Genomic DNA, 7056 nt, shown 5'->3' with positions numbered 1-7056 from the left:
CCCCGCCGGTAGTGGCGGGGCGGTGGTGCGATGGATAATGGTATCGGGTGAGACCTTGGCAATTTGCTGTGCCGCGGCAAAAGGATCCAGCAAAAAGCAAAGCGGCCGCCGGCTAAGTACTACCCTATCCAGATTGAAGATCACCCGGCCGCCTTGCGCCGGCAGGCTCAGGCAGATCATGGCCACGTTACTGGCCGGTGGGCCGGCGTAAGGCGAACCCAGCTGGTTGCAGAGCCGATCAAGAAACGCCTGGCTGAAAAGCAAGGTTTCCTCGGGGGCGTCAATCGGCAGCGGCGGGGTGATTTTCAGCGGCAGCCGCGCGATATTCTGGTACAGGTATTGGGTCAACAGGCCATAGTCAAAGGCTACGCGATCGCCCTCAACGGGGTGTGCGTCTTTGACCCCGGCGGCCAACTCGAGCATCAGCGCTTGGGGATCAAACTCGATGGCATAGGCGAGACGTGGCGATACCCCTTCGACAAAGCCGTCCAGCCGCGCATTAAAGCCGAGGGTGTCATCGAGCAGCGTTTTCTCAATGAGTTGGGTGCTGGCCGAATTCAGCAAAATAATAAACTGGATGCACTGTGCCGAATACCAGGTGGCATCATAGCTTTGCCCGCTCAGGGCGCTGTGATACTCGATAGGCACGTCAAACCCCAGGCTGCCGGGCAACACCGGCAGCACCCTTACGGCTTTATCCGGGTATTGCTGTTTGAAGTCCGTCAGACTTTGCTCGCCGGCAAACTGCAGTTCGGTGGTGAAGTTCAGCCAACCATAAATGCTGTCGGTGCTGACACTGCGGACAATATCCAAAGAGAAGGCCAGTGGGTCTGCCGCCAGAATGCTGACGGATTCCGGGTATAAGAAATAGGCATCATTTTGCTGATAGGTGGCGATAAACCTTTGACTACCGCTGATGATAATTTGCTGAAAATCCGGATATCCCTGGTACATGATATTACTTACCCGCCAGATTGAGATGGTTTTGGTAATCCTGATGCCATTCTTGAGGCAGTTTGCTCAGGATATTGACCGGTCGCCGATGATATTCATCCTCACAAACCCTTTGCATCAGGTTATCGCCGACCAATATGCCATTGGCATAGAACGTATTATTGTCGTAAGGCAGCCTGTCTACCGGCGTATCTATCGGTAATTGCAGGTTATAAACCTTAATGTCGCCTTCTTTTTGCACCAGGCTGACAATTTCAGCCTCGCCATCCAGCGTAATAACCCGGCTGGCGTGATTGAGTTCTCGCGCCATGACAATACCTGCCGATGTGATAAAAGGGTGCCCAAGGCTGGCGGTGATGTTTTTTATTTTATTACTGTTGTCTCTCAGAGTGATTTCAACATAATGGCGTTCATGCCCGGTGGTAATGGCATCAATCCTGAGTGCGTGGTCATTACGCGTTCGTATATATTCGCCGGCGCTAATGTCGGTAATGATTTTCTCGTTGCCATCCTGCATCAGGATTTTTGTATTCTCACCCAGGCAGCCATAAACGATGCACATGGGTTTTAACGGTGCGGTATTTAAAAAACGTTGGTCCGGTTCAAGGTTCTTGGGGGCATTGGTAATAAATGCAACGATGTTTCTGCCCTCGACGTTCAGATTGACTCTGAATACATAATAAACCCATTCTCCAGATTCAAAATCAACCTGCTTGAACTTTAACCAGTTAAGATCCCAGGAGAGGGTATCGCCATTAATTTGGGTGTTGGGCGAGTTAAAAATATTTAAATCGCCATAAGGCGTTACGGGATCGCCGCCGGCACGGGTGCGTATCAGATAAATAACATTCTTGGCGTTTACCGGCTGGCCTGCATTAAGGTCTATTTTTCCGTTATAGGTGATGGTGCCTTTAATCGGCACCCTGACGGTACCGTCGCCATCGTAGCTATAACGATAGTCGCAGTCTGGCGCATCACGGGTCAAACAAATCTTTATGGCGTCCTGATTATAAAGACTACGCGGTGAATCATTGTAAATGCTTTTAGGGTAACTTTGCGTAGTAATAATTTCCGCGCCATAAAAAGTATTTTGGTCAATAGTCTGCGCGAAGGTATAAATGACCGTGACCGGAAAATCACCGGTGAGCTGGCTTTGCGGATAATCGCCATTCGCAGTGATTGCGCAATCTGCGGTGTAAACGTAGGCCTTGTTGGATGTCACCTGGCCAACATTGGTCGCCTCGGCGTCAAACAGCCCGAGGGTCTGCGTCACATTGCTGGCAGATACCGGCAAGGAGCCAATGGCATCCGCACGATAGCTTCTGCCGTCGATGGAGTCCAACCGCACTATGCTGTAGACCGGTTGGGCGTAGCCGTTGCCGGCCTCGCTCAGCCGGCCTGCAGTGCGTTTACTCTGTTTCGATTGTTGCCAGACTTGGGAGAATTGCGGCGAAGCACCCGGAGTGACCCCCGCCAGTCTTAGTTGGATATCGTAAAAATCGACCAATAATGGATTGCCTGGTTCAATAATAAATATGCCGGTATTGCTATACTGGTTGATAACCGCTTGAACAATACTCTTTTCATCTGACGTATAATTTTTCGTAATCATAATATCAGGCACCCAATAAAATTCTGGCACTGTCGTGCGAAAGTATCGACGGATAAAATAATTGGCGACAAATAGGGTTGCGGATTTATTTACAGGTTGCTTTGCAATAGGAATAAATGGCACTCAGACTGTCGGAACCAAGATAGGCTTCAAATTCACCCTCAGTCGGATCGATATTGGGGTCCGCGGTCATACTGAAAAGTTCTTGAGCAAACATATCTTTGGTGGCGGAAGGTTTATTTTGAAAGTAGGCTTTTAATTTCCCTTTGCTCACCTTGCGTATCCAGGCGAACTCACCGCCAAGGGTGACCTGGCCGGTGAAGATAAAATCGTTGCTGGTATAAACGCTGATATCATTGGGATAAGCCTGATAACGAACAACCTGATTGACTTCAATATTCTTTAGAGTTTCTTCCCAGGTTTCTCTTTTTATCACGTTTAAGGCAAAGTTCTTGCCGTCAACCGGACCGTCTTTTGCATCTGCGGTTCCCCCAAATAACATGGGACAACCTCTGGCGAAACCGGTGGCTTTCAAACCTAACAGAATAAAGTCGTTATTCCCGACAGTTTTTGGATTACTGTCAAGAATGACGTATTTTTTAATGGGCATAGTCACATCCTTATACGCTTGTGAGTATAAAAATAGAATATATTTGCTGGTCGGGAGCGGTGATTTACTCACCTTCAACAATAGCAATGGCGACTAAAAAATCAACTGACACATAAAAATAAATGAAGTATTTTTTTGTGGCTATCGAGATAGCCAAGCAAATCACCACGTTAAAAAAAACAGATGAAAAATCTTTTAAATAATCAAAAAAAGAGGATGTGATTGTTCCATTTTTGTTAAATGCAAGCGTTAGATGTATGAAATCAACGCATTGGAAAACGGCTTTTTTTAAAATCGGTAGGTGGCTTGTCATTAACGGTAATTGTTAGCAATGTAATTAATCTATTACTTGGGAATTTATTTATTAATGGCATTTATGCAAAGGAGGGTTAACAGAAGAAATAGTGATGAAATAGATTAACAGTCATATTTATTCCAGGCTAATTATATTCAGGTGCAATGAGCATTCAGATCCTTTCGAACGGCCAAAACTCGCGAAGCGAGCCAGATCCCGGCTCGAGCATGTCGAATTTCCCAGCCGTGAAGCTGGAAGAACGCTGTGGATGAACCTTCTATAGACAGGGGGGCAGTTTGGATATCGAAAATTATTGTACGTTAAGCCTGTTTTTTAACCACAATCTGTCGAGGGTATATGACTCAATCTCTGATGTATGAAATCAATGAGCGCTCGTGTTTTAGCGGGCAAGTAACGCCGATCTGAATAAAATGCGAACAATTGCAATGGGGCTGCCGATTGTTCAAACTCAACCTCGATTAACCGTCCATCGCTGATGTAGGGTTGGCAGGCTTGTTTCGATAGAATGGCAAAACCGACACCGGATACCGCAGCTCGTCCTGCCATCTCTCCGCTGTTTACCCGATAATGCCCTTTAACCTTAATTGTCTCGAATCCTCCCTTTTTATTGACAAACTGCCAGGGAGCACCTTTCAGTGCACTTACCGTTGTAATGCAGGGTAATTCTTCAAGTTGCTGGATATGAGAAGGGGTGCCATAACGCTGAATGACGGAGGGGGCTGCAACGATGGTGCAAGGGATAGTCACCAGATGACGGGCTATGTAGTCACTGTCGTCCATCTGACCACGGCTGACAATGATAGCTAAATCCAGATCATCTCGCAGGGATTCGAAACCAGACAAATTTGTGACACAGCTGATCTCCAGGTCCGGGTACTGACAGGCGAAATCGGCAATAACAGAACCCAGCAATGCAGGACCTATTTCATTGGGAATACAGATGCGTAATGGACCCTTGAGTTGCATTTGGCGCAACGTTAATTCTGTCTCAGTTTGCTCAAGCGCCTCCAGTAATGGCTTCGCTCGGGTATAGAGTAAGTGCCCCGCCTGGGTGAGTTTCATATGTCGGGTGCTGCGCTCAATGAGCTGAAGATTCAGTTTTTCTTCTAACTGAGAAATACAACGACTCACATTTGATGTCGGCATTTCAAGGACTTTCGATGCCCCAACAAAACTTTCTCTTTCAACCACCGCAATGAACACTTTCAGGGTATTAAAATCAAGAGCAGACCGCATCAATTATCCCATATATGATAATAATAAATGCCATTTTTACCATCTAATGGGCAATATTGATAGCAGTTAAACTCGGATATCTTTCATCCATAGGTTGCTTGCTATGCCACTGGTCACACAGACGTTTAATCATAAAGCCCTCATGCGGATAGCCATTGCAATGGCTTTTATCCAGTTCACCAATGCGCTGGAATATATGATGTTCAACCCTGTTTTTGCTTTTATGGCAGCAGATTTCGCAGTTCCCGTATCATTCTCAGGCTATGTATCTGGTATGTACACATCTGGGGCAGTCCTGTCGGGAATTATCGCCTTTTACTGGATTGGTCGTTTCAATAAGAAACGTTTTTTAATCGCCAATATGGCACTACTAGGCCTGCTGACACTTTTGACTACATTCACCTCCAATTTTAGTCTTCTACTTACATTACGATTCTGTGCAGGATTGGTTGGAGGTACGACCATGGGGGTGGGTATCAGTATATTGATAAATCACGCCCCGGCTAACTTGCGTGGAAAAATGTTGGCAACAGTGATTGCGTCATTTTCGATGGTAAGCATTGTAGGAATGCCCACTATATTATTTTTGTGCACTCATTATGATTGGCATGTCGCTTTGTGGTTAATAAGTACACTGTGTTTTTTGGCATTACCACTGATTGTCTCCATCATCCCTAAAGACCCTGTCTCTTTCGACACACAGCACGCGCTGCCTCTCGATGTGGATACTTTACTGTTTGCTTCCAGTAATGCGCTTGTACAGTTTAGTCCAATGCTGGTCATTCCCATTCTGGTACCCTTAATGACCCAGCAGTTGGGCGCTTCGCAAGACCTGTTGCCTTGGCTGTTCTTCGGCGGGGGAGTTACAGGTTACCTGTCTACAAAAATGACAGGCGTGTTAACCACCCGTTTTTCTGCTTTGATTCTGGCTACAGGTTCAACCATAGTCTTTATACTGAGTTTGCTAATACCCATCCTGGGCTATCAGCATGCAGCGTTATTTATTACTTTATTTCTCGGTGCATCTTACAGTCGTCTGGTTTCATCTTCAGCGGTTACGATTCAGTTTCCTGATGACAGGCAACGAGCTGGATTTTCTTCATTACAGACATCAATAATGTATCTGATTACAACCGTTGCATTTTTCCTGTCCGCTTTTCTATTACCTGATCATGGCATGGCACCACAAAATGTGAACACGCTGCTGGCAATATGTGCAGTTTCCGCATCAGGGTTCCCAATTATCGTTATCATTCTGCAAAAGAAACTGGCTAAACGTTTTCATCTGTCAGCCATCTCACCCTAACTTTCAGATTTATTACGCCCTTAAGAACAGGGCTCCTGCATCGATTGCCGCATCGCCATTCCATGGTTTTAGTGTTATTAAAACAGAGCTCGATGAAGGGGCGGCGCACTGCCCGGCAGTAAACCCGCCCCTTTGTCTGGTTGTTAACCCCCGGCAACAGACTCGCGAACGAAGTCTTCATAAGTGCGCAGCGGGTGCCCGATAATAGTCTGAAGCTGTTCTACGGTTCCTTCAGCGGCTTGCATGCCGAACGCCTGGATACCTGCCATCATCAGACGCATGTCATAAGCCAGCCAACTGGGACTGTATGAAGTGAGTTGGCCTTCGAAAGCCGCGACGTCATCCCCTCCGTATAGGATCTCCCGCCCCAGGGCAGAACTCCATATTTTCGCCACGGACGCACCGGTAAGCGGTTGCGGCCCAATCAACTCCAACGTTACGCGTTCCTGCGCAGACGATGCTCTGTCGCGTCGCAGCAACTCAGCCACGGCGACATCCGCGATATCTCGCGCATCAATCATTGAGACACCTGCCGAGCCGATTGGCATAGGGTATAGCGCGTAGTTCTCAATCGTCTGTTGAACCATGTGGTCGTTTTGCATGAAGTAAGCCGGGCGCAAAACGGTTGCGGGAATGTCGTGGCTTTCGATCATGCGTTCAACCGTGTGCTTGCCGGTAAAGTGCGGGACGTTAGTAAACTTGTCGGCATGAATCACCGACAGGTAAACGATGCGCTCGATGCCCGCCTCGCGAGCGAGGTTCAGCGCGATCAGGGCTTGCGTAACCTCGTCGGGCGTAACCGCATTAATCAGAAACAGCGTACGCACCGAGGACAGCGCGGCGCGCATCGAGGCGACATCGGTGAGGTCCGCAATGACTTCCGTGACGCCTGCCGGGAACGCACGCTTACCTGCCTGGCGGACAAGGGCTTTGACCTCGGCGCCTGCGTCAGCCAGGCCCTGAGTGATGAGTGAACCAATGGTGCCGGTGGCACCAGTAACGAGAATGCTCATGTTTGAAAC

5 protein-coding genes and 1 pseudogene are annotated in these 7056 nt (G+C 47.8%); 1 reads left to right on the top strand and 5 read right to left on the bottom strand.

Annotated elements, in window-relative coordinates:
• From SPL01S_RS06585 to SPL01S_RS06570, 4 genes and pseudogenes are all read right to left on the bottom strand, one after another.
• Nucleotides 1–954: pseudogene (locus SPL01S_RS06585) on the bottom strand (hypothetical protein); the annotation flags it as partial.
• Between the two features lie 4 nt (nt 955–958).
• Nucleotides 959–2566, bottom strand: a complete 1608-nt coding sequence (locus SPL01S_RS06580) for a Hint domain-containing protein (RefSeq protein ID WP_063198354.1) — start codon at nt 2564–2566, stop codon at nt 959–961.
• Between the two features lie 85 nt (nt 2567–2651).
• Complete coding sequence (locus SPL01S_RS06575) at nt 2652–3176, bottom strand: NUDIX hydrolase (RefSeq protein ID WP_063198351.1); 525 nt, start codon at nt 3174–3176, stop codon at nt 2652–2654.
• A gap of 628 nt (nt 3177–3804) precedes the next feature.
• Complete coding sequence (locus SPL01S_RS06570; RefSeq protein ID WP_063198348.1) at nt 3805–4728, bottom strand: LysR family transcriptional regulator; 924 nt, start codon at nt 4726–4728, stop codon at nt 3805–3807.
• A 103-nt stretch (nt 4729–4831) separates the two neighbouring features.
• Between SPL01S_RS06570 and SPL01S_RS06565 the strand changes: the two genes are divergently transcribed.
• Complete coding sequence (locus SPL01S_RS06565) at nt 4832–6034, top strand: MFS transporter (RefSeq protein ID WP_063198346.1); 1203 nt, start codon at nt 4832–4834, stop codon at nt 6032–6034.
• Nucleotides 6035–6177: 143 nt separating this feature from the next.
• Here SPL01S_RS06565 and SPL01S_RS06560 read toward each other — a convergent pair whose 3' ends face one another.
• Nucleotides 6178–7047, bottom strand: coding sequence for an NmrA/HSCARG family protein (locus SPL01S_RS06560; RefSeq protein WP_063198343.1), 870 nt, complete (start codon nt 7045–7047; stop codon nt 6178–6180).
• Nucleotides 7048–7056: the final 9 nt, after the last annotated feature.

The sequence above is a fragment of the Serratia plymuthica NBRC 102599 genome (assembly GCF_001590925.1).
Classification (GTDB): Bacteria; Pseudomonadota; Gammaproteobacteria; order Enterobacterales; family Enterobacteriaceae; genus Serratia; species Serratia plymuthica.
Note: the sequence above shows the minus strand (reverse complement) of the source record. Positions and strands in the feature narration are given on the sequence as shown.

What these genes read in the sequence shown, in the direction of transcription:
- SPL01S_RS06575 (WP_063198351.1), bottom strand. Translation starts at nt 3,176, where the DNA reads ATGCCCATTAAAAAATACGTCATTCTTGACAGTAATCCAAAAACTGTC.
- SPL01S_RS06580 (WP_063198354.1), bottom strand. Translation starts at nt 2,566, where the DNA reads ATGATTACGAAAAATTATACGTCAGATGAAAAGAGTATTGTTCAAGCG.
- SPL01S_RS06570 (WP_063198348.1), bottom strand. Translation starts at nt 4,728, where the DNA reads ATGCGGTCTGCTCTTGATTTTAATACCCTGAAAGTGTTCATTGCGGTG.
- SPL01S_RS06565 (WP_063198346.1), top strand. Translation starts at nt 4,832, where the DNA reads ATGCCACTGGTCACACAGACGTTTAATCATAAAGCCCTCATGCGGATA.
- SPL01S_RS06560 (WP_063198343.1), bottom strand. Translation starts at nt 7,047, where the DNA reads ATGAGCATTCTCGTTACTGGTGCCACCGGCACCATTGGTTCACTCATC.